21 protein-coding genes are annotated in these 25,851 nt (G+C 49.9%); 16 read left to right on the forward strand and 5 right to left on the reverse strand.

What is annotated here, in order from left to right:
- Positions 1-78: 78 nt before the first annotated feature.
- The 3 genes from IEY46_RS05200 to IEY46_RS05210 all read right to left on the reverse strand — a co-directional run bounded on the left by IEY46_RS05200 (position 79) and on the right by IEY46_RS05210 (position 2,746).
- Complete coding sequence (locus IEY46_RS05200; protein WP_188989792.1) at positions 79-1,065, reverse strand: class I SAM-dependent methyltransferase; 987 nt, start codon at positions 1,063-1,065, stop codon at positions 79-81.
- 312 nt (positions 1,066-1,377) lie between these two features.
- Positions 1,378-2,244, reverse strand: coding sequence for a phosphatase PAP2 family protein (locus IEY46_RS05205; RefSeq protein ID WP_188989795.1), 867 nt, complete (start codon positions 2,242-2,244; stop codon positions 1,378-1,380).
- Between the two features lie 109 nt (positions 2,245-2,353).
- A complete protein-coding gene (locus tag IEY46_RS05210) occupies positions 2,354-2,746 on the reverse strand; it encodes a TIGR04086 family membrane protein (RefSeq protein ID WP_188989797.1) in 393 nt (130 codons plus the stop codon).
- Between the two features lie 315 nt (positions 2,747-3,061).
- Here IEY46_RS05210 and IEY46_RS05215 point away from each other — a divergent pair, with 315 nt between their 5' ends.
- Positions 3,062-3,796 carry a YetF domain-containing protein gene (locus IEY46_RS05215; RefSeq protein ID WP_229750075.1) on the forward strand — a complete coding sequence of 245 codons (735 nt, stop codon included), beginning with the start codon at positions 3,062-3,064 and terminating at the stop codon, positions 3,794-3,796.
- 62 nt (positions 3,797-3,858) lie between these two features.
- Here the strand turns inward: IEY46_RS05215 and spoVB are convergent, their stop codons facing one another.
- On the reverse strand, positions 3,859-5,454 hold the full coding sequence (gene spoVB / locus IEY46_RS05220; protein ID WP_188989799.1) for a stage V sporulation protein B: 1,596 nt from the start codon (positions 5,452-5,454) through the stop codon (positions 3,859-3,861).
- Between the two features lie 196 nt (positions 5,455-5,650).
- Between spoVB and IEY46_RS05225 the strand changes: the two genes are divergently transcribed.
- The 9 genes from IEY46_RS05225 (at position 5,651) to IEY46_RS05265 (ending at position 15,593) form a co-directional block, all read left to right on the forward strand.
- A complete protein-coding gene (locus IEY46_RS05225) occupies positions 5,651-5,914 on the forward strand; it encodes a post-transcriptional regulator (RefSeq protein ID WP_188989801.1) in 264 nt (87 codons plus the stop codon).
- 89 nt (positions 5,915-6,003) lie between these two features.
- Complete coding sequence (gene secD, locus IEY46_RS05230) at positions 6,004-7,269, forward strand: protein translocase subunit SecD (RefSeq protein ID WP_188989803.1); 1,266 nt, start codon at positions 6,004-6,006, stop codon at positions 7,267-7,269.
- Entirely contained in the window at positions 7,250-8,191 is a 942-nt protein-coding gene (secF, locus tag IEY46_RS05235; RefSeq protein WP_188989805.1) for a protein translocase subunit SecF, read from the forward strand. The genes secD and secF overlap by 20 nt, the downstream gene beginning before the upstream one ends.
- A gap of 39 nt (positions 8,192-8,230) precedes the next feature.
- A complete protein-coding gene (locus tag IEY46_RS05240) occupies positions 8,231-9,142 on the forward strand; it encodes a cation diffusion facilitator family transporter (RefSeq protein ID WP_188989808.1) in 912 nt (303 codons plus the stop codon).
- Between the two features lie 111 nt (positions 9,143-9,253).
- Positions 9,254-11,740 (forward strand): single-stranded-DNA-specific exonuclease RecJ, encoded by a 2,487-nt coding sequence (recJ, locus tag IEY46_RS05245; protein ID WP_188989810.1) that lies wholly within the window; start codon positions 9,254-9,256, stop codon positions 11,738-11,740.
- Positions 11,737-12,249: an adenine phosphoribosyltransferase gene (locus IEY46_RS05250; RefSeq protein WP_188989812.1), complete on the forward strand. Its 513-nt coding sequence runs from the start codon at positions 11,737-11,739 to the stop codon at positions 12,247-12,249. Before recJ ends, IEY46_RS05250 begins: the two co-directional genes overlap by 4 nt.
- Positions 12,250-12,627: 378 nt before the next feature.
- The gene (locus IEY46_RS05255; protein ID WP_188989814.1) at positions 12,628-14,811 is read left to right on the forward strand and encodes a RelA/SpoT family protein; all 2,184 of its coding nucleotides are present in this window, start codon (positions 12,628-12,630) and stop codon (positions 14,809-14,811) included.
- 23 nt (positions 14,812-14,834) lie between these two features.
- A complete protein-coding gene (dtd, locus tag IEY46_RS05260) occupies positions 14,835-15,284 on the forward strand; it encodes a D-aminoacyl-tRNA deacylase (protein WP_188989816.1) in 450 nt (149 codons plus the stop codon).
- Positions 15,285-15,419: 135 nt separating this feature from the next.
- Complete coding sequence (locus tag IEY46_RS05265) at positions 15,420-15,593, forward strand: hypothetical protein (RefSeq protein WP_188989818.1); 174 nt, start codon at positions 15,420-15,422, stop codon at positions 15,591-15,593.
- An 825-nt stretch (positions 15,594-16,418) separates the two neighbouring features.
- Here the strand turns inward: IEY46_RS05265 and IEY46_RS05270 are convergent.
- Positions 16,419-17,207: an arylamine N-acetyltransferase family protein gene (locus IEY46_RS05270; protein WP_188989820.1), complete on the reverse strand. Its 789-nt coding sequence runs from the start codon at positions 17,205-17,207 to the stop codon at positions 16,419-16,421.
- A gap of 213 nt (positions 17,208-17,420) precedes the next feature.
- Here IEY46_RS05270 and IEY46_RS05275 point away from each other — a divergent pair, with 213 nt between their 5' ends.
- The 6 genes from IEY46_RS05275 (at position 17,421) to IEY46_RS05300 (ending at position 25,649) form a co-directional block, all read left to right on the forward strand.
- A complete protein-coding gene (locus IEY46_RS05275; protein ID WP_188989822.1) occupies positions 17,421-18,782 on the forward strand; it encodes an aminotransferase-like domain-containing protein in 1,362 nt (453 codons plus the stop codon).
- A gap of 786 nt (positions 18,783-19,568) precedes the next feature.
- Positions 19,569-20,816 carry a histidine--tRNA ligase gene (gene hisS / locus IEY46_RS05280; RefSeq protein WP_188989824.1) on the forward strand — a complete coding sequence of 416 codons (1,248 nt, stop codon included), beginning with the start codon at positions 19,569-19,571 and terminating at the stop codon, positions 20,814-20,816.
- A gap of 49 nt (positions 20,817-20,865) precedes the next feature.
- Positions 20,866-22,686: an aspartate--tRNA ligase gene (gene aspS / locus IEY46_RS05285; RefSeq protein WP_188989826.1), complete on the forward strand. Its 1,821-nt coding sequence runs from the start codon at positions 20,866-20,868 to the stop codon at positions 22,684-22,686.
- Between the two features lie 195 nt (positions 22,687-22,881).
- Positions 22,882-23,631, forward strand: a complete 750-nt coding sequence (locus IEY46_RS05290) for a tRNA threonylcarbamoyladenosine dehydratase (protein WP_188989827.1) — start codon at positions 22,882-22,884, stop codon at positions 23,629-23,631.
- Positions 23,632-23,633: 2 nt separating this feature from the next.
- The gene (locus tag IEY46_RS05295; protein ID WP_188989829.1) at positions 23,634-24,104 is read left to right on the forward strand and encodes a hypothetical protein; all 471 of its coding nucleotides are present in this window, start codon (positions 23,634-23,636) and stop codon (positions 24,102-24,104) included.
- Positions 24,105-24,302: 198 nt separating this feature from the next.
- Entirely contained in the window at positions 24,303-25,649 is a 1,347-nt protein-coding gene (locus tag IEY46_RS05300) for an Nramp family divalent metal transporter (protein WP_188991688.1), read from the forward strand.
- Positions 25,650-25,851: the final 202 nt, after the last annotated feature.

The raw sequence follows: 25,851 nt of genomic DNA on the forward strand, positions 1-25,851 counted from the left end.
TATTGCAGGACAGGGCCGTTATCCGAAGTTGGATAACGGCTTTTTTCTTGCCCTGTATGTTCCAAGTAACGGAAGACTTTATTCCATTGTAACAAAATACCAATCGCTTTCCCGTAGAAGCGGCATCTGGGAAACAATACTGAGTCCGTTAGCAGCGGCCATATTAGCCAGCTCTTTCTCGCTTGGAAACGGGAATGGTTTTTTCTGAACAGGTGTGAAGCTGTTGAAATCATCGGTCAAAAAGGTATCGCCACTTTTTCTTCGAATCGGCGTAATAATGGAAACTGAACCTTTTTTAGAGAGGAATTCCCTCGCTTTTTTCAGTAACAGCTCGCGTTCCTGTGGTTTCACATCATGGAGAATATTGTTCAGCATGATCAGATCGACCGGTTCCTTAGGCCCTTTCCATGAACGGATATCGCCATGAACCAATTCAATCCGTCCGCCATGATAACGGCAAGCAGCTTTACTGGCTCTCTTGACCAGGGCCAAGTTCTGTTCTATGCCAATCAGCTTGAGCTTTCTGTACCTTCGGGCTAACCGGATCAAATTGACGGCTCGGCCGCAACCCAGATCGAGAATGGTTTTGGCGCCCTTTCGCCGCACCCATTGCGAAATTTTCGGATAAGCCAAAGTCTCAAGCATAACATCAGAAGGTGTTAAACGGGGAGACAAGCTGCTATTCCGGGGTTGTGCTTTCAATAGCTCTGGAAAGCGCAACAAAGTGGGAATATACACTTCCATCATTTCCTTCAACAGGTTTCCATTTTCTTCATCATTATCTGATGAGAAGTATTGCCTCATAATAGAGCTTGTCATAAATATTTCTCCACTCTTGTGAAGATGCCCGACTTCGACGCCCACTTCAGCCCATTGCTGCAGTAGAAAAGGGTCCAGTTCATACCGCTGCGCGATATGGGCAACCGTTCCTCCCTGGGAAAACCGTTCGAAGAGCATGGCCTTGTAACCTACATATGCATGCCAACTTGAAATGAAGGATGCGTTCTGTTTTTTCCATTTTTTGGCCTGAAAATATCGATTCCATTCAACAATGTGCTCTAACATGAGAGCACCTCCAATTTATGCGTATTAATCGGAACCAGTCTGGTCCTGTGATGTCAGGGCTATATCCTTGTGGCTGGCCTTTGTAATCTCTGGGTCAATATTGCCAGCAGGCAAGATTTAAATCTCGCGTTCTCGTACTTTGGTCTGATATCCCTGACATTATTAAATAAATACCGCCAATTCCAAGAGTTGAAACCTTGTCGTTTTTTTAAATCGGGGGAACAGCGCAGAGGGCGGAGAAACGCAAAAAAAACACGCTTTGGCGTAAACCAAAACGTGCGATAGGAAGTTTAATCGTCGTGGCCCTTCGGATTAATTCCGCTCCTTGCCAACAAAGCTGACATTGGCGGAGGAAGAACCCGATGTTACTTTACTGCGGCCTTTAGCAGAACCCTTGAGGGCACTCAGCTTCAAGCCTATTGTGGAAGCTGCGAGCCCGAGCAGCAGGCCTCCGGCCATATCAATCAGCCAGTGGATGCCCAGATAGAAAATCGCAAAGATAACGATTGCCGCGGTGATGGAGCAGAACCATGCCCAGCGTTTATTCCCTGAGCGTAGAGCGAGCACAGCAAGCGTCACCGATATGGAAGTGTGCAAACTGGGGAAACAGTTGTTAATGCCGGATAATGCCCGGTATTCAGTCTCGAAACTGGGAAAAGCGTCCAACATGAGAAACTGGACATTGGGATCATGCGCCCACACTTCATTAACCGGGAAAAATAAATAAAACGGAATAGCAACGAGATAATTTATCATGATGGCATAACATAACGCATAAAACATGCGGCGGGATTTATCCTGATGTGTATACAAACCGACTGAAGCTATGAGCATGGCCTGGAAAACGACTACATACATCATCGCCAAAAAAGTCGTCAGTATATCATTTTTGAAAAAAAGCTGCAGGTTTTCCACAAACTTGCCTTCAATCGACTGAAAAAAAGCTGTGAAATCGTATTGGATGTTCATGTTCTCTTCGATGGAAAGCTCATATTTATTGAAGAATAAAATCAGCATCAAGGCTACAAAATGAAGCAGGTACTTGCGGTTTGTGGCCAATTCCTTTACGAACAGACCGCCTATGCGAAGCGGGTTGACAAAAGAACCGTACCATAATAGTAATCCAACCGCTATTGTCGTATAAATGGCTACGGTTGTCATATTGTTAAACAGGATCATGGTCGTGCTTTCCCCCTAAAACAGTTTCTATGGCTGCGACTTAGTATAGCATATTTTAAAGGGAAGACTACAATTTCAAAAACTGTTCACGAATTGTCAATTATTTCGATTACATCCTTTTGGTATTTACACCCACCATACCGCCCAGCATCCCGCATAAGAGCGTCTCAACCAGCATAATGAAGGTTCGGCCACTAATCCCGGTATTGGTAGCCATAAAGCTGATGAACAGCACCAGCACGGCATAAAAAAGGCCGAGCATGCCACCGGAGTACCACCCGCGGCGTCCGGATCTTCGTCCGGATACGAAGCCTCCGGCAAGGGCTGCGCAGCCGTGCACAATCAGACTGTAGGAAGGCAGGTCGCTTTCCTGCATATTACCCCACCGTAACATGGCCGAGAGCAGAAGGGCTCCGGCAGCCAGCCATACCCCGGCATACAATAGTCCCGAAAGCATGGGCGCTTTCATATGCACATTAGGAACATTTTTCATCGGATTCATTCCTTGCAGCCTCCTCATGGAATTAAATTCTTAGCGGTACTCACTTCAGCCTTCTTCATGTGAAATTCGATTTATGGGGATGTACCGTCAAAAAAGAAATGGATTAGTACAACATATGGTCAAGCATTGCGAAATAGTACAAGTTGTGCCATCCTGATTCACTGCGGCGCGTTGCCGTGAAAATGTTTGTACTCCCATAATTTCGAAAGCCGGTTCTTCGTATGACGCCGGGCGCGGAGGGTGAGAATAGACCTTACGAACGGCTGATGCGCAACATAAGGTATCGGCTTGAAATCTTTGGGAGGACGTGATCTGGTGGACCTCTGGGAAATTACACTCCGCACCGTATTCATTTATTTCATGGTGTTCCTTACGCTTCGGTTTATGGGGAAAAGGGAAATCGGCAGGCTGTCCGTGTTTGACCTGGTCATTTCTGTCATGATTGCGGAAATTGCAGTCATCGTCATTGAGGACACCAAAAGACCGCTGCTTGATGGCCTCCTGCCTATGGCGGTGCTGGTCGCGATCCAGATCTGTACAGCCCTGCTGACATTGAAAAGCCAAACCATGCGATCCTGGTTCGACGGCAAACCATCCGTTGTCATTCAAGGTGGCAAGCTGGACCGTAAAGAGATGCGCAAGCAGCGGTATAATCTTGACGACTTGATGCTGCAGCTCCGCGAGAATAAAATCGGTACGGTTGCCGATGTGGAATTTGCTTTGCTCGAAACAAGCGGGAAATTATCTGTTATTGAAAAGCCCAGGTCATCGCCTTCTCTTGACGAAGCGGAGCAAGGAGAGCAGCAACCGGGAAGATCCAAGCGCTCGCAAGCACCTGATCCTTTTCCGAAAAATTTCAGGTTTGAGTCGCTTCCAGTTGCCTTGATTATGGACGGTAAACTGCAAAAGGATAATTTGGAGCTTCTCGGCAAAGACCGCTTCTGGTTAAATAATCAGCTTCGGCAGAACGGTGTGTATGATGTGAAAAAAGTATTCCTCTGCACAATCGACCATAAAGGTAAAATTTATATCGATGACGGGCTTAAATAGGAACGGTTCTTCCTCTTGTAAAGGAGGAGAAAGAACGGTTCTTTTATTTTCGCAACAAAAACTTACCGGAAAAATCTCCCAATTACAGGAAGGCGTGCCGCGTCATTGCGGTCGATGATCCGCAGCATGACCATCAGCAGCAAATAAACAAGAACCCCCGCGGTACAGGCGGCGAGCAGGTTCTGCCATAGGGCGGGAAGCACCTGCCGATTCATTGTCCACATCGCAACGGATCCCATAATTACCATGGCTGTTCCTACTTTCAGAAAGTCGAAAAGATTCATCCGGAAACGCACAAAGCGCATGACGCTGTATCCATGCAATGTCGTAACCATGGCGATATTGATATTGATCGCAATTAATGCGCCGTATATGCCAAGATCGGGATTAGAAGCCAGCTGCATGATCAGCAGCAGCTTCACAACTGCGCCAATGAAAGTATTCATCAAAGCTGTACCAGGTTTGTCCAGCGCCTGCAGGGCAGCCTGGAGCGGAGCCTGCAGGTAGATAAACAGCCCGATGGGAGCCATCCATTTCAGCATGGGAGCAATCTCCACATGATTGTACAACAAAAGGCAGATAGGTTCGGCGAACAGCGCCATGACGACAACGAACGGGGCGCCAGTGACAAGAGCCAAACGCATCGATTGATGAAGCCTTTTATGGATGGTCCCCCAGTCGCCTTTGGCTGCAGCTTCGGAAAGCGAAGGCACCAGCGATACCGCCAAAGAGTATGTAAGCGCCGTTGGCAGAAGCAGAATCGGGATGATCATTCCCTGAAGAGCGCCGTATTGGGCTGTTGCAATGCCTGTTGCAATTCCGGCAACGGCAAGTGCGCGGGCAATAAATATGGACTCCAGCAAGTAGGAGAAGGATCCAATCATCCGGCTTGCTGTAACCGGCAAGGACAGATTGATCAGTCTGCGCAGGATGGGCTTGCGGTAATCCGCTCCAAGGAGCTGCAGTTCAGTTTCATTCGTCAGCAAAACCCCGCTGGGTGCAGCAGCTTCTTCTTCAACCGGCAGCTTCTTCTGGCGGACATACTGCCACACGAGGACCAGGAGTCCGGCGATTTCACCGGCAACAACGCCGATCATCGCCCCGGCGGCAGCCCAAGCCAGCCCGTATGGAAGAAGGATTTTTGCAAACAGGAGGACAAAAACAATACGGAAAATCGTTTCGACGGTGGTTGAAACAGCGGTCGGAATCATATTTTGCTTGCCTTGAAAATAACCTCTGTATACGGAAGAGACACCGATAATCACAAGCAATGGACTCATCATGAGGAAGGTCTCGTAGACACGCTTGTCCGTCATCAGATGCTGGGTCATCCAGGGCGTAAGCAGAACGAAGGCAACCGTGAGCAAACAGGAGAGCACCAGAACAAGCCCCATGGCAGTCCGGAAGATTTGCTTCACCCGGCGATGGTCCCCAACCGACTCCGCCTCCGCAATCCATTTGGCGACCGCAAGCGGAATTCCTCCCGTAATCAGGGTGAGCAGCACAATCAGGAACGGATAACCGAGCTGATAGAGTCCTACACCTTCAGCGCCGATGATTCGAGGAAGCGCAATACGAGGGACAAAAGCAAGTATACGATTAATGATTCCTGCCGCAAGCAGGATCAGAGCGCCTTTAATAAACGTTTGCTTGGTCACGTTCTTCCCTCTTTCCTCGGAAATGGATTCAGTTTATATGTAGGCATGCGGACTAATGCCCGATTGTTGTCCTGTTTCATGTTTATGCGGAGCATGTCCGGTTCCATGCTGCCAATTTTTGGAGCGCAGCAGGAATGGCAGAGGAGGATAGCGAATAACTTACAGGATGCTGAAAAGCAATGAAGGAGATGAGCCAATGACAATAGAGAACGAAACGCCGATGACAAATGAGGAATGGGTAAGTACGATAGAATCTCTTTGTCAGAGCAAGGCTGAGGAGTTCAGGCTTGTTGGCTACGAATATGTCTCAGGCAAGGATATATGGGAATGCGTCAGCGAGAAGTATGCCAAGACCGGGGAGCCGATGATGCATCAGGTGGTCAATGATATTTTGTCGCTAAAAGTGATAAAATTTATGAATTTCATGACGATCAGCGCCTACAAGGGGACCCATTTTTAGAAGCGGGTCTCTTTTTTTTTGACTCGTTTTTATGGCATCGGTATAATAGGAATATTGACATGAGAAATTAAGGGGGAACTAAGGGGATTATGAACCGTCGTCTGCTAGCTTTTGTGCTCATCGTCGTGGTTTCTGTCGGCGTGGTAGCAGCTACAAGCCCGATGATCGTAGACAAGGTCAGGCTGGGCCTTGATCTGAAGGGTGGATTTGAAATTCTGTATGAAGCACAGCCGGTTGAAGCAGGTGGGAAGATTACCAAAGAGTCCTTGCTTGAGACCGCCAGAAGTCTCGAGGTGCGTGCCAACGCGACAGGCGTTGCCGAGCCGGATGTAACGACGGAAGGATCCAACCGGATCCGCGTCAAGATCGCCGGCGTCACCGATGAGAATAAAGTGCGTGATATTCTCAAGAAGCCAGCCGAGTTGACATTCCGCAGTGCCCGCGGCTGCGCGGAGGATGCAGGCTATTGCAAGGTGGAATTGCAGGGAAACGACTTCAAGCAGAATGGAGCGGATGTACGCCAAACCAATCTGAATGAATATGAAATATCCATTAAGCTGAAAGACAAAGACAAATTTGCCGAGATTACGCGGGAAGTTGCGAAATTATCGCCCAAGAATCAATTGGCGATCTATCTCGATGATAAAGAGCTCTCTGCTCCTAATGTTTCTTATGAAATCCCCAGCGATGAAGCCGTCATTTCCGGTAATTATACCCGTGAATCGGCTAATGAACTGAAGAATACGATCAATTTGGGCGCTCTGCCGCTCAAGCTGACTGAGAAATACACCCAGAGCGTAGGCGCGACATTGGGTAAGCTTTCACTTCAGGAAACATTGTTTGCCGGTGCACTGGCCACCGTCCTAATTTTACTGTTTATGATGATTTTCTATCGCCTGCCGGGCATAATCGCCAGCTTGTCCATCGTGGTGTTTATCTGGCTGCTGTTGTTATGTTTCAATCTGCTCAATGCTACCTTGACACTTCCGGGTATAGCGGCGTTCATATTGGGAATCGGGATGGCCGTCGACGCCAATATTATTATGGCGGAACGGATCAAAGAGGAAATGCGCAGCGGCAAAAGCATCATGTCCTCGCATAAAGCGGGTTCGAAAAACTCGTTCCGTACGATCATCGACTCCCATGTCACGACCGCTATTGCGGGAACGGTGCTGTATTTCCTTGGGACAGGCGCTGTAAAAGGCTTCGCGGTTATTCTCATTCTGACCATCATTGTTAGTATATTGAGCAATGTGTTCATTTCCCGCTTCCTCCTGTCCCTGCTTATTCGCAGTAATTTGGTGAAGAAACCGGGAAGTTTCGGAGTCAAGGAGGATGAGATCCGTGCGCTTTAATAAATTTGGTCATGACAGTTCCATTAAGTTCGATTTTGTCAAAAAAGCCCGTTACTTTTTCATTTTTTCGATTGCCATCACCGTATTGGGGATTGCATCGCTGGGAATTTTCGGAATGCATTACGGCGTTGATTTTCGCTCCGGATCAAGCGTAGATATCTCGGTTAAGAAAGATATGAGCGGTCAAAAAGAAGCCATCGAGAAATATTTGGCTGATAATGACTTCGGCAAGCCAAACCTGACTGTAGGTTCAAGCCGGGTAACGATCCGTTTTGACGACGTTCTTGATCCTGCCAAGGAGAAGGAGCTTAAAGCAGGCTTCGCCGAAAATTTTGACAAAGATGCATCTGCTGAAGTTAATACGGTCGATGTTGAAATTGCCAAAGAGCTGGAGCGCAATGCTTTGATCGCTATGCTTGTCGCAAGTATTGGTATTATGCTTTATGTCAGTATACGGTTCGAGTGGCGTTTTGCGCTTGCGGCTATTGTATCGCTTGTACATGATGCCTTCATCGTTATCAGCGTGTTCTCCATCTTCCAGCTGGAAGTGAATCTGCCTTTTATCGTTGCGGTGCTGACCATCATTGGTTACTCGATTAACGATACGATTGTTATTTTTGACCGGGTACGCGAGAATTTGCGGTTTTCCAAAATCAAAAAGCCGGCCGATCTGGATGATCTTGTAAATGCGAGCGTCGGACAAACCCTGGTGCGTTCCATTAATACCGTTTTAACGGTTGTTGTCGCAGCGGTGTGTCTGCTGATATTCGGCTCCGAAGCGATTAAATTGTTCTCGCTGGCCATTCTGATCGGACTTGTTTCCGGCGCTTACTCTTCAATTTTTATCGCAAGTCCGCTTTGGCTCGTGCTTAAAAAGAAACAAAAACCAAAAACGGCTGTAAAAACGCCAGCCGCTTCATAAGACTCATGGATTCAAATTACGATGGTTTAGGAGGCCCCCATGATAGCGAAGCAACGTTACGCTAAAGCGGAATCTGCGGCATGGACCGGACTTCTCGGAAATGTCTGCATCGCGGCGGTGAAAGGTGGAATTGGGGCGCAGACTGGCAGTAAAACATTGCTTGCCGATGCCTGCCGCTCCGCCTCCGAGGCTGCCTCATCGTTTGTCTCCCTCACCGGCATCAAACGCAGCCGGAGACTTGGCGCTCCTGATGCTCCTGTACCTGCGTTTAAGGGACGTACGGAAGCGGCTTCCGGGGTGATGGCTTCCATTCTTTTGATGATAGTCGGACTGGAAATCGGGATATCCGCTATCAAGTCGATTGCTGATGGCGTGAATAAAGGACCCGGCTGGCTGGCAGTTACAGTCGTCGTGATCGCTTTTGTAGTCAAGGAGCTGCTCTTTTCCGTTAAAGAACGGCGGACCGACTTTTATGCATCCCTGGCCGCTTTCGTTGGAACCGGTGCAGCTGCACTGGGCAAGCCGCTCGATCTGCCGGTACTTTATTATTTTGATCCTGCGGCCTCCCTGATTATTGTGGTCATCGTGTTTTCCAGCGGCTACCGGGTAGCCTCGGCTTCCGTGCTGAAGAACCGTTCCTGTGAGGTTGAGCCTGCAGACCTCAATGAATTCAAAGCAGCTATTCAGCGGATTGAAGGTGTTATCGCCGTTGAAGAGCTTCGCGTACGCGAGCATGGACATTATGTTGTCGGCGATATCGTGATCAGCGTTAATCCGCGGATCTCGGTGCTGGAGGGCAACGAGATTGCCAAGCGGGTCAAATATTTTCTGATGAAGCGGTTCAGTCATGTGACTGATGTATCCATTCATGTGGAGCCGTACGATCCGGGTTATCCTTACAAAACGAATCATGATCCGAATCAAGAACATATTCCTACGCTGTTGCAGTAGCAGCAGCGTTTTTTTTAATGAATGCCGGATGGAATCCGTGACTGTCCATGCCTGTCAAGGAAGGCGGGCCAATATAGTTAGGGAACGGTTTGGAGAAGGAGGGGGTCGTCTTTGATCAGATCGAAAACACGCTGGACTGTCGCATCTCTGGATGCCGCTGGCGAGGAGCAGGCTGTGAATCTTGCACGTGAACTGTCACTGTCAGCTTTGGTAGCCAGATTGCTGGTACAAAGAGGGTTTGGTGAGGTTGACAAGGCGCGGCGGTTTCTGCATGGGGGCGCCGAAGGCCTTTATGATCCCTTTCAGTTGAAAGGCATGAAGGAAGCCGTCATGCGCATCAGGTTGGCGCAGGAACGCCGAGAGATGATCCGTATCTTCGGTGATTATGATGCGGATGGCGTTTCTTCCACGGCGTTGATGACTTTTTTGTTCCGGCGGATGGGATTGATATTTGATTCGTACATACCGCATCGTACTCTGGAAGGGTACGGTCTGAATATTAATGCAATTGATCTTGCCGCTGAAGCCGGCGTTAAACTGATTGTAACGGTGGATACGGGTGTCAGTGCGGTGGATCAAATCGCTCATGCGAATGAATTGGGAATTGATGTGATTGTTACCGATCATCACGAACCTCCGCATACACTGCCGGATGCTTTGGCATTAATTAATCCCAAACAGGAGGATTGTCCGTATCCATTCAAAGGTTTGGCAGGCGTGGGAGTAGCCTTCAAGCTTGCCCAGGCGCTGCTCGGCGAACCGCCGCTGGAATGGTGCGATGTAGTCGCGCTTGGCACCATAGCGGACCTGATGCCGCTTACCGATGAGAATCGCGTTCTGGTTCGACTGGGACTGGAAGAGCTGCGCAAAGGGGACAAGCCTGGATTTCGTGCTCTGGCCGAGGTGACCGGAATAAAACTGGCCCAGATGAATTCGACGGGAATTGGATTTGGCATGGCTCCGCGGATTAACGCTGCCGGACGGCTGGATCATGCGAAGCGGGCTTTGGACCTGTTGACGTCATCGGATGATGAAACGGCCGCCGAATCTGCTTTTATGCTGGACACTTTAAACCGGGAAAGACAGCTTGTCGTAGAGACGATTGTGAAGGAAGCCGAGAAACAATGGTTGGACAAATGCCTTGCCTGTGCCGAGTCTGGCATCAAAGAGCCTTCTGTGATTGTGCTTGCTGCGGAAGGCTGGAATGTCGGCGTGGTCGGCATTGTCGCTTCTAAAATGATTGAGAAATGCTACAAGCCTACACTTATCCTCAGTATCGACAAGGAAAGCGGCCAATGCAAGGGATCGGCCAGATCCATCGCCGGGTTCGATCTGCATGCCGCCTTGACGGAATGCGAAGCGCTGCTGGATCATTATGGAGGTCACCAGGCTGCAGCAGGCATGAGCCTTCATGTGGATCATCTGCAGCAGCTGGAAGCCTCGCTGGGCCGGTTAGCCGATGAATGGCTTACGGACGATGACTGGATTCCGGGGACAATCATTGATTTGGAATGCAGGTTGAGTGATGCGTCATTAGAAGTATTGGAACAGCTGGAAAAGCTCGAGCCTTTCGGAAACGGCAATACGTCCCCCAAGCTTCTGCTTCAAGGAGCTGCTCTTGCCGACCGGCGTACCATGGGCAAGGAAAACAAGCATTTGAAACTATCGCTCAGAGGCGACGGAAAACTGCTTGACGCGGTCGGCTTCGGTTTCGGCTCTCTTTCGGACAAGCTGTCCGATGGAGCTGATCTTGAGCTGGTAGGCGAGCTGTCGATCAATGAATGGAACGGTCAGCGGCGTGTTCAATTTATGGTGGGGGACCTAAGAGTGCCCCATATTCAACTCTTTGACCGGCGGGATGCAGCTGGCAGCGATTCGCTGACTTCCCTGCAGAAACTGATCCGCAAGGAAGAAGCGGATACGGTTCTTGTGCTTGTGCCTTCACCGGTATGGCTGGATGCTGCGAGGAATTCTGAAACTTTTGCCTTGCTCGAAGAAATCCGTATGGTCACGTATGAAGAAGCGGCGACGGAGGAGCAGACGTGCACGAAACTGGTTCTTCTCGGGAGGCCGCCGTCCACAGACAAGCTGGCGGCTGTCTTGCGATTCTGTCCAGGCATTGAAGCGTTGTATGCCATGTATGGAGAGTCTTCTTATCCAGTGGATAAATCCGAGAAACCGCGGGCCGCTTCCAGGCAGGATAACCAAAAGCATACATCCGAGGCGCCATTATCGCGCACGGACCGCAAGCATTTTGGCCACTTATATCAGACTCTTCGCCGCGTTTGCCCGATACAGGAGGAAGGCGCTGCCGAACGTCTGGCCGTTATGATGGGCTGGAAGAAGGAAACGGTATCCTTCATGTTCAGCGTATTTCTGGAGCTGGAGCTGATAGTGGCTAATGGCAATGAGCTGGAGCTGCCGGCTAACCCTGTCAAAAAAGAACTCATTCATTCACAAGCCTATCGTGAGGCGCAGCGGCGCGAGGAAACCGAACAGATCTTGTTCGCCGACACTCAAACATTCGCCGGCTGGATCAATCAGCAGATGGACAAAACACAAACGTTAACTAGCCAAAGAGGAGTGGAGATTTCATGAATTTCAAGGATTATATTCGCATCATCCCGGATTTTCCGCAGCCGGGGATCCGGTTTAAGGATATTACGACGCTCATTAATAACGGACCTGTCTATCGAGCCGTAATTGATGCGTTGAGGGAAGCTGTCGCCGATAAACAGATTGATCTGATTGCCGGGCCCGAAGCGCGCGGGTTTATTGTCGGAGCTCCGCTTGCCATCGCCCTTGGCACCGGTTTTGTGCCCATCCGCAAAAGCGGCAAGCTGCCGGGCGAAGTGGTGGAAGCCAATTATGACCTGGAGTACGGCAAAGACAAGCTTGCGATTCACAAAGATGCCATCAAGCCAGGCCAGAAAGTGCTCATTGCCGACGATCTGCTTGCTACAGGCGGAACGATCGCGACGACGATTAATTTGATCAACCAGTTGGGCGGAGAAGTAGTCGGTGCAGCTTTCCTGATTGAGCTTGGTTATTTGGACGGCCGCAGCAAGCTTGGCGACGTGGATATTTTCTCACTGATTACGTACTGATTCTTTCCGGCTGGAAACTTTAACAGAATGTTCAAAAATACAGCAAGTCATTCACTAAAAGTTCGGAACGTCAATTTTAGCCACCCCACGCGGGAGGCGGAATATCTAAAAAAACACCGGAAACATCCTGTTCTGGTGTTTTTTTAAAATTTCAGAAAGTATTTTGGCCTATTCTTTTCTGATATTTCAATGGGAAGAAACTTATTGCGCCACTAAAGACGGTGTCAGCCGTTTCTTCTTGGTAGTGGGTTTATCGTAGCGGCCACTGACCTGCTGTAAAGTCACTTGTCAAAAACCTGTAACCAAGCCGCCATAGTTGACGCTGGGCCCTGACAGGGGGCATAATGAAGGGAAATAGAAATCGGGAAGGGACGTTTCATGGGCATCGAGCAGTTACTCAAACAAGCTTCCACCTATATGAAGGAACAGGATTTGCAAAAAATTCAGGAAGCTTATGATTTTGCAGATCAGGCCCATCACGGCCAAGTTCGTAAATCAGGAGAGCCCTATATCCTGCATCCTGTTGCTGTCGCGGAGATTCTCGTCCATATGCAGATGGATGTATTGTCGATTATCGCGGCTCTTCTTCATGATGTGGTCGAGGATACGACCGTTCCGTTGGAAGAGGTCCGTTCCCGGTTCGGGGAACCATGCGCTGCGGTTGTGGACGGACTGACCAAGCTGGAAAAAATCCAGTTCCGCTCCAAGGAAGAACAGCAGAACGAAAATTATCGTAAAATGTTTGTCGCGATGGCACAGGACATTCGCGTCATTTTGATCAAGCTGGCCGACAGGCTTCATAATATGCGCACGCTCAAATACCAGTCGGAGGAAGCGCAGCGACGGATTGCCTATGAGACGCTGGAGATTTTTTGTCCCATTGCAAACCGACTCGGTATTTCTGCGATCAAGTGGGAAATGGAAGATATCGCCTTGCGTTATCTGAACCCGCAGCAGTATTACCGGATCGCCAACCTGATGAAGAAGAAACGGACGGAACGGGAGCAGTACATCTCCGATGTCATCGGACGGATTACCGAGAAGCTGGAAGAGATGAATATCGAAGGCGATATTTCCGGCAGGCCGAAACATATCTATAGCATCTACAAAAAAATGACGACCCGGAGCAAGCAGTTTAATGAAATTTACGATTTGCTCGCCATCCGGATCATTGTGGACAATATTAAGGATTGTTACGCTACACTTGGCATCATTCACACGCTTTGGAAGCCGATGCCTGGCAGATTCAAGGATTACATCGCGATGCCCAAAGCGAATATGTATCAATCGCTCCATACAACGGTGATCGGACCGACAGGCGAACCTACAGAGGTGCAGATCCGGACTTGGGACATGCACCGGACATCCGAATACGGTATTGCCGCCCACTGGGCGTACAAAGAAGGCGCCGTCGTGCCGGGCGGTTATTTCGAGGATAAAATGACTCTCTTCCGCGAAATTATCGAACTTCAGCATGAAGCCAGCGATGCCTCCGAATTTGTGGAATCGCTCAAAATGGATTTCTTCTCGGATTTGGTTTTTGTATTTACGCCCAAAGGGGAAGTATTCGAGCTGCCTGCCGGTGCGGTCCCGCTGGATTTTGCCTATCGGGTTCATACGGAAGTTGGCAACCGTACCATAGGCGCCAAGGTAAATGGCCGTATCGTGCCGCTGGATTACAAGCTCAAGACAGGCGATATTGTTGAGATTCTTACCTCCAAGCACTCTTACGGCCCCAGTCAGGATTGGATTAAAATCGCCCAGTCCTCCCATGCGAGGAGCAAAATCAAACAGTGGTTCAAGAAAGAGCGCCGCGAAGAGAATGTGGAGAAAGGCCGCGACATGCTCGAGCGTGAGCTGAAGCGTCTGGGACTTGAGCCTTCGGCATGGCTCAGTGATGCGCAGCTGCTGGAGGCTGCAGGCAAATTCACGTTCAATGATATCGATGATATGTTGTCTGCGATCGGCTTTGGCGGCATCACCGCTGCTCAGATTTGTACCAAGCTGACGGAAAAGATGCGCAGGGAAGCCGAGGAAGCCAACCAGATCGAGCTGACCAATGAGAAGAAGGAAGTCAAGACTGCTCCTACTACGCGCAAGACGCGTCCCACTCACGGAGTCACCGTCAAAGGCCTTGATAATCTGCTTGTTCGTTTTGCACGCTGCTGCAATCCGATTCCCGGCGATGAGATTATTGGCTATATTACAAGGGGACGGGGCGTCTCGGTTCACCGGTCCGATTGCCAGAATATTCCCCTTGGGGAAGGCGGCGAAGAGGCGGGCCGGGTTATTGAAGTAGAGTGGGAGCAATCCATTGAAGCCAACTACAGCGTAGATATCGAAATAACCGGTCATGACCGCCGCGGATTGCTAAATGAAGTGCTGCAGGCCGTTTCGGAAAGCAAGACCAACATCTCCGCCGTATCCGGACGTTCGGACAAAAACAAACTGGCCATGATTCATATGACCATCCTGATCCGTAATCTTGAGCATCTGCAGTCCGTTGTGGAGAAAATCAAGCGAGTCAAGGATGTTTATTCGGTTCAACGGATCATGCAATAGACGAAAAAGAAGGGTTTAGACTTATGAGAGTAGTTGTGCAGCGAAGCAAACAGGCATCCGTAGCCGTCGATGGCGAAACTGTCGGTTCCATTGACAAAGGTCTGGTTCTGCTAGTGGGTCTTACACACGAGGATACCCAAGAGGATACCCGCTGGATGGCGGATAAAATTGCAAATTTGCGTATATTCGAGGACAACAGCGAGAAAATGAATTTATCGGTGCTTGACACCGGTGGGGACATTCTGTCCATCTCCCAATTCACCTTGTACGGTGACTGCCGGAAAGGCAGACGACCCAACTTTATGTCAGCCGCCAAACCGGACCAGGCGCAAATGCTCTACGAGCTGTTCAATGACGCGCTGAAGAACGCAGGACTTCAAGTGGAAACGGGACGCTTCGGAGCGATGATGGAAGTATCCCTGGTCAATTGGGGGCCTGTTACCCTTATTCTTGACAGCAGGCAGAAGGAATAAAGGCTGTGAGAGACAAATGGTTCCAATTCTGCAGGATGGGGCTTAAATTTGCAGCGCGTGGGCAACACTAGAAACCATATTGAGCAGGTCCCGACTTCCTGCGATACACTTCATGGTGAAAGGGGTTTATCCACAATGCACCAGTCCCGAAAGGAACAGGGAATCGAGCGGACCTCAAGGAGTCTGCTTCATCCCGACAGGCGGGAAGCCTTGATTTTCTCCGAGCTTGAAGCGGATACCGAAACCGCCGCGGAATGGATGAGCGGTGCACCGGTTCGCCGCCGCTCCCCGGGTGAGCACGGGCGTTAAAGAGGCGAAAAAGAGAACCATAAGCTTAGCTAAAGGTCAGTCCCTGTAAGCGATTTGGGCTCTTTTTTCGTTTCCATCCCATTCGCGAACCTTTATCTGCACGATGAAATGAAGGAAACGCTTTTATTTTTGTAATGAAACTGTAACTTGTTTTCAATGTTCCCATAACATGCTCCGCCTATAATAAAAGTCGACCCCCTTTTTTGAATATATTATTGATGGACCTACAACTCGTTTGTAGGTTTTTTTCTGTCCATTTTAAGGCCCTCCCTAAATTGTAGAGCCCTCCCTAAATCCCTCCCGAGGAGGGACCCCAAGGGTCTCCGACCCTCTGGACACCCGGAATGGTATAACGTTAGGCGCTCCAGAGAATCGGTTGTGTGTCACTTGCCTGCTAAGATCGTTTTTCGTCCCTTACGGGACACACTACACTATTGCGCTCCCGAGTCGCCCGTGGACTCCGTCCCAGAATAACGTTGGAGATACAGAGAGCGCTTGTAAAGGACAGTGGCGTTGGGATCGTTTTTCGTCCCTTACGGGACCCACTTCACCGTAGCGCTCCCGAGTCTCCCGTGGACTTCGTCCCAGAATAACGTTGGAGTTACAGAGAGTCTCCTGAAGGACAGCAGCGTTGGGATCGTTTTTCGTCCCTTACGGGACCCACTTCACTGTCGCGCTCCCGAGTCGCCTGTGGACTTCGTCCCAGAATAACGTTGGAGTTACAGAGAGCGCTTGTAAAGAACAGTGGCGTTGGGATCGTTTTTCGTCCCCTCCGGGACCCACTTCACTATTTGCGCTCCCGAGTCGCCCTTGGACTTCGTCCACTTAGGACGGGATTGACATATCAAAGTGCTGCTTCAACAGCGCGGGGAATGAACTTTTTTCAATATTTATTTTTGTGACGGTACCATGCTGCCATTGGGTTAAGGAACTGTCCGTCAACGTTATACTGCCGGCGTTTGTAAGTTTTGTCACTAAAGGTTTTTTATTAAAGGTAGACTCCGGGTGCTCCGAAATAATCTGTTTGATCGTACTACCCTCCGATATTTCAGTTGTTGTCTGCGCGGAATCGAATGCATAACCGAGTTTCCAATCCGTATCTTTATGTTTTAAGATCATCTCAAGGGTATAATCGCCATGCTCGTTGTTTATTTTTTTGACCCTGAATTGACCGTTTGCCGAAGATGTGACTTCCCCTGTTAGCGGTACAGGTCTGAGCGGCAGGTTCCCTCCAAATCCTGTATCGATTAGATATATTTGATCCTCATGCGTGAGAAGAATGGTGAAATGCGTTCTTCCGGTACCTGAATACTGCTGGGCCTCCTGGTTAAAAACAATTCCGCACGTTAGAACCGCGTTAAATCCATTTTCGATCAGGAAGAGGCACAATAACGGATTAAGTTCGTAACAGAGACCGCCTTCGTGGTTGATCAATATTTTTTCCATCAAATAATTTTTGGAAATAGCGTCCGTATTGTTTTTCAAGATGCGCAAATTTTCAAATGGAACAGTCTTTGCCATGTTTTCAAGAACATGATCCAGGTTTTCGAAGGTGATTTTTTCGCTAGCTGAAATACCGATTCTTTGACGAAATAAAACATTGAACTCACTCATTAATTATTCCTCCATTCATCCCGGATGATCGTCACGATCGGAAAACACTCGTCCTTCTTCTCGTATGCAAGCCGCGTCGTGCTGGCGAACAACAATCCTTTATTACAAGGATAAGTCCGAATCCCTTCTTCTACAATGACACAATATCGAAACTGTATCGATACAGTTGGCCTTTGTCCGGTATAATAAGTCAGAGGGGTGGAGGAAAGAAGCATGAAAAAATATCTGGATATTGTAAATGCGATAGAGCAGAACATCAGGGAAGGTACCTATCGTCCGGGACAAAAGCTGCCTTCCATTCGCAGTGCATCCAAGGAGTATAAGTGCAGCACCAGTACGGTTGTGCATGCTTATGCAGAATTGGGGAAGCGGCACGTCATTTATTCCATTTCGCAAAGCGGTTATTATGTCGTTGAAAAACCGGAGGATCAGGAAGGAGATGAAATACAGACCATCATTGATTTCGCTTCCGTGCTCCCGGATGTGAATGTGTTTCCGTATTTGGATTTTCAACGCTGTCTGAACAAGGCGATTGATTTATATAAGCATCAATTATTCACTTATGGTGATTCGAAGGGACTGGAGAGTCTTCGGCATACGCTTTCCTCCCATTTGGCACGGGATCAGGTATTTGCCAAGACGGAACAGATCATGGTTACTTCAGGTGCACAGCAGGCATTGGAAATTTTGGCGAAAATGTCGTTCCCAAATGGGAACTCGGCTGTTCTGGTGGAGCAGCCGGGCTATGATATTTATTTGCGGTATCTAGAGGCAGAGGGCATCCCGGTCAGTAGAATAACCCGTACTTCAGCGGGTATTGATCTAGATGATTTGGAGTTGAAGTTCAAGCAAGGCGGAATTAAGTTCTTTTATACAATGCCAAGATATCACAACCCGCTGGGCACATCGTACAGCGCAAATGAGAGGAAAGCGATATCCAGGCTGGCCAGCAAATACGATGTGTACGTAGTGGAGGATGATTATATGGCCGACTTGGGTGAAGAACGGGGATGGGATCCTATTTTTTCCCACAACAGAACGGCACACATCATCTATGTCAAAAGCTTCTCAAAGGTCATTTTTCCGGGTCTGCGGCTTGGTGCTGCGGTATTGCCGGAACATCTTGCGGAGAAGTTCCACTCTTTCAAAGCATACGGGGACACCTCGCTTCTGTCGCAGGCTGCTTTGGAGGTCTACATTAAGAATGGCATGTACGAACGGCACAAACGCATCATTGCGCCTCAATACGCAGCGAGGATTCGTGCCTTGAATGAAGCGGTCGAACAATACAATCATGCTGGATTGCTGCAAACATCGGATGTACGCTCAGGGATTTATGTACAGTTCAAGCTGCCGCAAACGGTTAACCTGGACCGGCTCATAAAAAGTCTGGAGAGCAGGAAGATCAGGGTGGTCTCGGGGAAAGGATTTTATTTAACGGACAATCCGGATCGGGAAAAATTTTTGCGGATCAGTATCTCCCGTGTCCATCCTGAACAAATCGAGGAAGGAATCAAGACGATCATCGAAGAAACGGAGCGGTTCTCCAAAGGATATCATGTAACCCCGTCCTAATATCCCAGATCCACTAACATTATGCTGGGACGAAGTCCACAGGCGACTCGGGAGCACAACAGTAAAGTGGGTCCCGCAAGGGACGAAAAACGATCATTGCAGGCTAATTCTCACACGCGCACTCTGTCCCGCCGACGTTATTCTAGGACGAAGTCCACAGGGCGACTCGGGAGCACAATAGGTGAAGTGGGTCCCGCAAGGGGCGAAAAACGATCATTGCAGGCAGTATCTGAGGGGCGATTCTGTGTAACTCCAACGTTATTCCATTCCGGGTGTCCAGAGGGTCGGAGACCCTTGGGGTCCCTCCTCGGGAGGGATTTAGGGAGGGCCTTAGGCATTCCCCCTTGACAGCCCCCATTCCCACCGCTACAATGATTGTTATATTGTGTCGATCCAGCGATGGGACCGCGCCGTTCAACCCGCACCGATTCAGAGAGGGATTCCTTGGCTGCAAGAATCCTTGGCGTGCATGAACGGACTTGACTTCCCGGAGGACAATCGGTGAACCTTGAATGAGCGATTTGCCCATTCTTCATTAGCCGGTCTGCGTAGTCGGGCGTTAACCGAATGAAGCGAATCTTTTCCGTTTATTGCAGCGGTCCGGATTCGAAATGTGGGTGGTACCACGGCAGCTTCGCCTAGCGCAGCTCTCGTCCCTTTTGCCTTTTTAGGCAGGGACGGGAGCTTTTTTGGTCTTCATGGATGAACGCAAACGCCGGTTTTTCAAAAAAGAGGTTTGGAATCGAAAACGATAACTAGGGGCTAAAGACAAAGGAGGCGCTGACCATGGCTTTTCAGAAACCGCCTGGCACACAGGATTTTCTGCCTGGTTCTGTAGAGAGATGGCAATTTGTAGAGAGCAAAGCGCGCGATATCTGCCGGCGGTTTAATTTCCGCGAGATCCGTACGCCGATATTTGAATTCACGGAACTGTTTCAGCGGGGTGTGGGCGAAGCAACGGATATCGTGGAGAAAGAAATGTATACCTTCACGGACCGCGGCGACCGCAGCATTACGCTTCGTCCGGAAGGGACCGCTGGCGCTGTAAGGGCCTTTGTGGAGAACAAGCTTTATGGCGAACCGGATCTGACCAAGCTGTATTATATCGGTCCTATGTTCCGGTATGAACGCCAGCAAGCCGGCCGTTACCGCCAGTTTCACCAGTTTGGCGTCGAAGCGCTGGGTTCAGTCTCTCCTTCGCTGGATGCCGAAGTGATTGCGCTTGGATACTTGTTTTACAAGGAAATTGGCCTTAGCGGCGTCCATGTGGAGATCAATTCGGTCGGAACCCCTGCGGTCCGTGCGGTGTTCCGCGAACAACTGCTCGGTTTTCTGAATCCAATCCGCGAGAAGCTCTGCAAGGACTGCCAGTCGCGGATAGACCGCAATCCACTGCGCGTGCTGGACTGCAAGGTCGACCAGCATCATTTTGAAGGAGCTCCTTCCATATTGGACAGCCTGGATGAGGAGTGCCGGAACCATTTCGATGCTGTGCAGCGCCACTTGAGCGATATGGACATTCCATTCTCGATTAATTCAAGGCTCGTACGTGGTCTCGATTATTATTCGCACACCGCATTTGAGTATAAGGCAAAAGGAATCGGAGCTATCGATACGATAGGGGGCGGCGGCCGCTATAATGGCCTTGTTGCCGATATCGGCGGTCCGGACCAGCCGGGCGTCGGACTCGGACTTGGCCTGGAGCGCGCCGTAATTCTGCTGGAAGCACAGGAAGTTCAGCTCGAACGTCTGAATGCCGTCGATGTCTATCTGATCGCCCTTGGCGAAGCGGCTGACCAGGAGCTGACGAAGGTGCTGCACCAGCTCCGGCAGCGGGGCATCGCGGCTGAACGCGATTACCAGGGACGCAAGATGAAAGCGCAGATGAAGTCTGCGGACCGTCTTTCCGTGAGGTACACGGCGATCCTGGGGGATGACGAATTGGCGAAAGGCGAAATCGCCCTGAAAGATATGACGAGCGGCGAGCAGCGGTTTGTCCCGCTTGACCGGCTTGCAGATGAGATTTTGAGCTAACAGGCAGTGCTAAATTATCGAACACAAAATAAAGGAGTCGACTCTAATTATGATGTTGAAAACTCATTCCTGCGGATTGTTAACGAAAAAAGAAGTAGGTCAAACTGTTACGTTGAATGGCTGGGTGCAGCGCCGCCGCGATCTTGGAGGCGTATTGTTCATTGACTTGCGCGACCGTACAGGCATTATGCAAATCGTATTCAATCCGGACTTCTCCGGAGATGCGCTGGCAATCGCAGACCGCGCGCGCAATGAATTCGTGTTGGCGGTCAAAGGCGAGGTTGTCGAGCGCGATGCCGAAACGGTCAACAAAAATATCGCTACGGGCGAGATCGAAATCCGCGTGACGGAAATCGAAATTATAAATGCCGCCAAAACCCCGCCATTCCCAATTGAGGATGGATTGGAAGTGGATGAGTCGATCCGTCTGAAATACCGCTATCTGGATCTTCGTCGTCCTGAAATGCAAAGAACGCTTCAGCTTCGCTCCAAAGCGGCCAAGATATTCCGCGATTTTCTGGACGAGGAAGGCTTCATTGATGTAGAAACGCCCATTCTGACGAAAAGCACGCCGGAAGGCGCCCGCGATTACTTGGTACCAAGCCGCGTCCACGCAGGAGAGTTTTTCGCGCTCCCGCAATCGCCGCAAATTTTCAAACAACTGCTGATGGTCAGCGGATTGGAACGTTATTACCAGATTGCCCGCTGCTTCCGCGATGAGGATCTGCGTGCAGATCGTCAGCCGGAATTTACTCAGGTCGATATCGAGACCTCATTCCTGTCCCAGGAACAGCTCCTTGAACTGATGGAAAAACTGGTGGTCCGTCTGCTTAAGGAAACGGTCCAGGTTGATATTCAGGCACCATTCCAGCAAATTACGTATGCCGATGCGATGAACAAATATGGCTCCGACAAGCCGGACCTGCGTTTTGGCCTGGAGATGGAAGACATCACCGATATCGTCAGTACAAGCGATGTGAAGGTGTTCGCAAGCGTAGCTGCAGGCGGCGGGGTAGTCAAGGCGCTCAATGCCAAGGGCTGCGCCAACTGGAGCCGCAAGGAGCTGGATGACCTGCAGCCGTTTGCTTCGCGTTATGGCGGCAAAGGATTGGCCTGGGTAACAGTGAAGGAAGGCGAATGGCGCGGACCGATCGTGAAGTTCTTCAAGCCCGAGGAAATTGCTTCGCTCACCGAGCGGTTGGGCGTGGAAGAAGGCGACTTGCTGCTGTTCTCGGCTGACAAGAAGAAGGTAGTTGCGGACGTTCTGGGTAATCTGCGCCTGAAGATCGGCAAGGATCTGGGTCTGATCGATGAATCAGCTTTCAAATTCGCGTGGGTTGTTGATTTCCCGCTGCTCGGCTGGGATGAGGATGCCAAACGTTTCGTGGCGGAACATCATCCGTTCACGCGTCCGAACGAAGAAGATCTGGCGCTGTTTGAATCCGACCCCGGACAAATCCGCGCACAAGCCTATGACCTCGTGCTTAACGGTTACGAAGTAGGCGGGGGATCGATGCGGATTTACAAACGCGAAGTGCAGGAAATGATGTTCAAAGCACTTGGCTTCACTCCCGAGGAATCGTATGAAAAATTCGGATTCCTGCTGGATGCATTTGATTATGGAACTCCGCCGCATGGAGGAATCGCATTTGGTTTCGACCGTTTGGTGATGCTGTTGACCGGCCGCACGAATCTGCGTGAAACGATCGCATTCCCGAAAACAGCCAGTGCGACGGACCTGATGGTCGATGCCCCGTCTGAAGTTGATATCAGCCAGCTTCAACAGCTGCATATCCGTACGCTTCCGAAGCCCGTCAAACAACCGGAAGCCGCGGCTGCCGCAGCGGGAACCGGAACCTCAGCCGAGTAGAATCGTCCGCAGGACAGGATTCGCTCTAAAAATGGCTTCAAAAATGATCGGAGCGGATTGTCTCTCTTAACGGCTTGCGGTTGTTGAAATGACAGATCAATGCCATTTAGGTATCTGCCCTGGCATCTCAACAGCAAGCCGCTAAGGGTGGAGGGCTGCTCTTTCTTTTGCAGGATTTAGGAGGTGCTGTACAGCATGCTACACCAATTTTCACGTACGGAGCTGGCGATTGGCCCCGAGGGGCTGGATATCATGAAGCGGAGTACCATTGCCGTGCTGGGCATCGGCGGTGTCGGCTCGATAGCCGCTGAAGCATTGGCGAGAACAGGCGTGGGCCGTATTATTCTGATTGACAAGGATGTCGTGGACATTACGAACATCAATCGTCAGATCCATGCGCTTACAACCACGGTTGGCCATCCCAAAGCGGATCTCATGCGCGACCGGATCAAGCTGATCAATCCTGACTGCGATGCGATTTCACTGCGGATGTTTTATACCGAGGAAACCTATGAGAAGCTGTTCGAGTTCGACCTGGATTATGTGGTGGACGCGTCCGACACGATTTCTTACAAAATCCATCTCATCAAGCAATGTCTGGAACGAAAGATTCCGATCATCTCGAGCATGGGCGCGGCCAATAAGATGGATCCTACAAAATTTCAGGTAGCGGATATCTCCAAAACCAGTATGGATCCGATTGCGCGTGTCGTACGCACCAAGCTTCGGAAGGATGGGATCAAGAAAGGCGTGAAGGTGGTTTTCTCAACCGAGGAGCCGCAAAAGCCGCGCGTGGATGTTACCCAAAGGATCGTGCCGGAGAACGCGCCGGAGATCCGCAAAGCGCAGCAGCCGCCAGCAAGCAATGCATTTGTCCCACCGGTCGCAGGTCTGATCATGGTAAGTGTCGTTGTAAAAGATTTGCTACATGCAGGAGGACAATAACCATGAACGCAGCATTAGTTAATAAATTGCGCCTTTCTCTGGATATGCGTGCCTTAATTCTTGAACCGCCTTCCGAGGAATATCTGGAGGAGCTCAGTATCAGCGGTGAAGCGGTGGCTTATGATGCGAAGCTTGCCGGCACGTATGGCTTTGTACTGCTCTTTGCTGCCAGCATCGCCGATCTGAATGAGCATGCTCCCATCGTGATGGAAGCGGCCGCGGACGATGCGATGATCTGGATCTGTTACCCCAAAGGCACTTCAAATATCAAGTCTGATTTAAACCGGGACCGCGGCTGGAATGTGCTCAAAGCCGCAGGCTGGGAAGGGGTTGCCCTCGTGTCGCTGGACGATACGTGGACGGCGATGCGTTTTCGCTCGCCCATCAAACCCAAAAGCTCCAAACGTCCGGCGAAGAAAAAAGCCGGTTCCGCTCCGGTTAAGGAACAGCCTCCGGCAGACAAGCAGGATTAACAAAAAAACGAGAATAAGAAACCGTTTCAGTGAAATCATGAGAAATGATGACATTGAGACGGTTTTTTTGCGTTAATCAACAAAAGTTGCTTTTGACAAACTTTTTTGTGGGTATACAATATAAAAAGGGAACAACGACAAGGTTCGGGCATACAGGTAAGGAGTAGATCAAGCATGCAATTTAGAGGTGAAGGCAAAATGAAAGAATCGGCACCGAAAATCAATAATAGCGGTTGGCGAAATGAACGTGCATCATCCTCTCTGCCGGAAGTATACAGGTCGATGAAAATCCCCAAAAACGGATCGTGGTTCCGGAAATTTCTCGCTTTTGCAGGGCCTGGTTACCTGGTTGCCGTAGGGTATATGGATCCAGGAAACTGGGCAACGGATATTGCCGGTGGTTCCATGTTCGGCTATACGTTATTATCCGTCATTTTTTTATCGAATCTGATGGCTATTGTCCTTCAGGCGCTTGCCGGCAAACTGGGCATTGTAACAGGGCGGGATCTGGCTCAGGCTTGCAAAGACCACTACAGCAAACCGGTTTCGATGATACTCTGGATTTTATGTGAGCTGGCGATTGCCGCTTGTGATCTGGCCGAAGTCATCGGCTCGGCAATTGCGCTCAATTTGTTGTTTGGCATTCCACTCATTGCGGGGATTATCATTACGGTCGTAGATGTGCTGCTTGTTCTGCTTCTGCAGAATAAAGGCTTCCGTTATATCGAAGCGCTGGTTATTACCTTGATTGTAACGATTGGCGGCTGTTTTTTCGTTGAACTTTTTCTGTCCAGACCCGAAATCGGCGGCGTGCTGAAGGGGTTCGTTCCTAGTGCAGAAATTGTTACGGATCCGAAAATGCTGTACATCGCAATCGGAATCCTGGGGGCAACGGTTATGCCTCATAATTTATATCTGCATTCTTCCATCGTTCAGACCCGTCAGTTCGAGCAAACAACATTGGGCAAACGCCAAGCAATCAAATACTCGACCTGGGACTCCACAATCGCTTTATTTTTCGCCTTGTTTATTAATGCCGCGATCCTGATCGTATCCGCTGCGACATTCCATACGACTGGGAATACGGGAGTAGCTGAAATAGACGATGCCTATCATATGCTGGCTCCTCTGCTTGGCACTGCCGCAGCGAGCATTCTGTTCGGGGTAGCGCTTCTGGCCGCAGGGCAGAATTCCACGCTGACCGGAACGCTTGCCGGCCAGATTGTGATGGAAGGGTTCCTCAACATACGCCTCAAACCTTGGCTGCGCCGGTTAATTACCCGGCTGATTGCCATAATTCCGGCAGTTATCGTCACCATGATATATGGTGAAGAAGGAACATTGGATCTTCTGATCCTCAGCCAGGTGATTCTGTCGCTGCAGTTGTCCTTTGCAGTCATTCCGCTGGTGCAATTCACCAGCGACAAGCTGAAGATGGGGGAATTCGCCAACCCGCTGTGGCTCAAAATTTTAGCATGGGTAGTGGCGGTTATTATCGCGGTGTTGAATATCTATCTTCTTGTCCAGACATTCAGCGGAGTATAAAGCGGGATGGAGACAGCAGCCCTCTATGGAATACGGCATCCGAAGTTTATCGGCGCCTTCTCTGTAGAGCGGCTGCTTTTTTGCTTCTAACCTGTTAAGCCCATTGCGATTAGTCGCTGGCGAACATTTGTGCTTGTATGGTATGATGACAGTATTATACAGACATCGGGGATTGAATTCGGATCTTAGTAAAGGTAGTGTT

Origin of the sequence: Paenibacillus nasutitermitis (assembly GCF_014641075.1) — a bacterium.
GTDB classification, from domain to species: domain Bacteria; phylum Bacillota; class Bacilli; order Paenibacillales; family Paenibacillaceae; genus Paenibacillus_Z; species Paenibacillus_Z nasutitermitis.